Genomic DNA, 2932 nt, shown 5'->3' with positions numbered 1-2932 from the left:
CTCTAAAAACAATGATGGGAGAGAAATCATGAAGTACCGCACCTCGATCCTTTCGGCCTCGATCGCCGCCGGGCTCGCGTTCTCGATGCAGGTCCACGCGCAGGAGGCCGCACCGGCCGACACGGCCGCGACCGACCTGGACACCGTCGTGGTCACCGGCATCCGCGGCAGCATCGAGAAGGCCCTCGATGCCAAGCGCGACGCCGCCACGCACGTCGAAGTCGTCACCGCCGAAGACATCGGCAAGCTGCCGGCCAAGAACGTGGCAGACACCCTGCGCCAGCTGCCCGGCGTCAACATCGCGTCGTCCAGCGCCAGCGAAGGCGGCTTCGACGAAGCCGACCGCGTCAGCCTGCGCGGCACCAATCCAAGCCTCACCCAGACCCTCGTCAACGGACACGGCATCGGCACCGGCGACTGGTTCGTGCTGAGCCAGGTGGGCAATGTCGRCCGCAGCGTGAGCTACTCGCTGTATCCGTCCGAAATCGTCGACCGCGTGGTGGTGCACAAGACCTCCGAAGCGAAGCTGGTCGAAGGCGGCACCGCCGGCTCGGTCAACATCATCACCCGCCGTCCGCTGCAGTTCGCCGAACCGCTGACGATCCAGGGCTCCATCGGTGCGGTCCATTCCGACCTGCCGGGCGACACCAAGCCGCAGCTCGATGCGCTGCTGAACTGGCGCAACGATGAAGGCACGGCCGGCTTCCTGGTGCAGGTGTTCAACGAACAGCGCAGCCTGCGACGTGACGGCCAGGAGGTCGTGGGCGGCTACGGCACGATCGCGGAGTTCGAGGCGGACGGCGTCACCCGCACTCCCGTCGCAACCAGCAATCCGGATCTGGTGGGCGTGCTGTATCCCAACCTGATCGGCGCCGCGCTGTTCGAGCAGGTCCGAAAGCGCCAGGGCGGTGTGGCGAACATCGAAGCCAAGGTCACTGACGACCTGACGCTGAACGTCAACGCCTTCTACTCGCGCCTGAAGGCGGATAACTACAACCGCAACTACATGATGTGGGCCAGCCAGTTCGTCAACGCGCGCGCGCCCAGCAGCTACAGCATCCAGAACGGCGTGCTGACCAGCGCCACGTACGCGCCGGATACCACCAGCACAGCCGTTACACCCTACGGCGTGTACGACATGATTTCCCGCCCCGGCGCCGAGTCCACCTCCAAGTACATCGCCCTCGATGCCGAGTGGAATGCCAGCGACGCATTGAAGTTCGTCTTCCAGCTCGGCTCCACCAAGGGCCGGGGCAGCAGCCCCACGCAGGACGTGCTGGAGACGGGCATCGCTGGCAACGCCGGCGCGAGCTGGAGCATGAACGGCGTCGGCAATCCGATCGACTGGTCGCTGGGCGGCACCAACACCGCGGCGAACCACCTGCCGCAGAGCGGCTGGATCTTCGGTGCGCAGGGCATCGACGTGCTGGACAAGGAAGACTGGGCCTCGGCGGACGGCCAGTTCTTCTTCGACAACGACACCCTGTCCTCGCTGGACTTCGGCTACCGCTACGCCACGCACGAGCGCAGCAACGACTTCTCGCTCGCGCAGGGTCCCAACTGGGCCACCAACTGGACCGACATCGCGGCGTACCCGGCGGCCGGCGGCGCGTATCCCGGCGACTTCGGCGTGGGCGGCAACGTGCCGTCGGGCATCTGGTACTACACGCCCGCCCAGCTGGCGGAGATCAATGCCCGCTTCGCCAACCGCAACAACCCGGAGCGCTTCTACTTCTCCGACGTCTACGGCGTGAAGGAAGACATCAACGCGGTGTACGCGCAGTTGAACTTCCGCGGCGACCGCTGGAGCGGCAACGCCGGCCTGCGCTACGTGCGTACGCAGACCGACGTGAACTACAACCAGGCGCTGGCGGTCAACTCGGGCATTCCGGGCGCGATCACCGGGTCGGCGTTCGGCGACTACCTGCCGGTCGTGGTGAACAACGACTACAACGAGCTGCTGCCCAGCGTGAACTTCAAGTTCGAACTGACCGACTCCCTGGTGGCGCGCGTGTCGGGCAGCAAGACCATGACCCGCCCGGACTTCTCCGCGCTGGCCGGTTCGCTTACGCTGAACGACCTCACGCACGAAGGCAGCGGCGGCAATCCGAACCTCGACCCGCTGGTGTCGACCAACTTCGACGCGTCGCTGGAGTGGTACTTCGCTCCGCGCGCACTGCTGGCCGCCAGCGTGTTCTCCATGGACCTGGACGGTTATGTCGACTTCGGCAACGTGATCGTGCAGTACAAGGACCAGCAGGCCAGCCAGGCGGCCGGCACGGATGTCTACAGCGACTACCTGGTGTCGATCCCGGTCAATTCGAACGGCAAGGCCCGCGGCGTCGAACTGACCTACGAGCAGCCGATCGGCGACAACTTCGGTTTCAACGCCAACTACACCTACGTGGATGGCGAGGCCGATGGCGGCAAGCCGCTCAACGGTACCTCCGAGAACACCTACAACCTGTCGGGCTGGTACGAGAACGACCGCTTCAACGCACGCATCAACTACAGCTACCGCAGTTCGTTCTACGCCGGCGTCAGCCGCGCCGACAACTTCTACCAGGACGACTTCGCCACGGTCTCGGCGTCGCTGGGCTTCAAGGCCACCGAGTGGCTGACCATCAGCCTCGATGGCCTGAACCTCAACAACCCGAAGCTGAAGTACTACACCGAGAACGACGCGGTACCGGGCTACCTGCCGCATGCGTTCTACAGCAACGGCCGTCAGTACTACCTGAATTTCCGCTTCAAGTTCTAAGCCTCACGATGTAAGGGAACACTCTCCCTCTGCGGGCCCGGATCCGTCCTGGCCCGCTTTTTTTTGGGCATGCTAGGCCCGCCGCTATCGAGGACTCCGATGAACCGACGCATCGCCCATCGCGCCCTGGCCGGATTGGCCTTCATGCTGCTCGCGCTCACTGCCTGCACG

At 64.9% G+C, this 2932-nt stretch carries 1 protein-coding gene; it reads left to right on the top strand.

Translation table 11 applies throughout. From position 1 onward, the window contains the following. Positions 1-28: 28 nt before the first annotated feature. The gene (locus AC04L7_RS15735; protein WP_475513375.1) at positions 29-2761 is read left to right on the top strand and encodes a TonB-dependent receptor; all 2733 of its coding nucleotides are present in this window, start codon (positions 29-31) and stop codon (positions 2759-2761) included. Positions 2762-2932: the final 171 nt, after the last annotated feature.

The organism is Pseudoxanthomonas sp. LjRoot204_2 (assembly GCF_056175765.1).
Note: the sequence above shows the minus strand (reverse complement) of the source record. Positions and strands in the feature narration are given on the sequence as shown.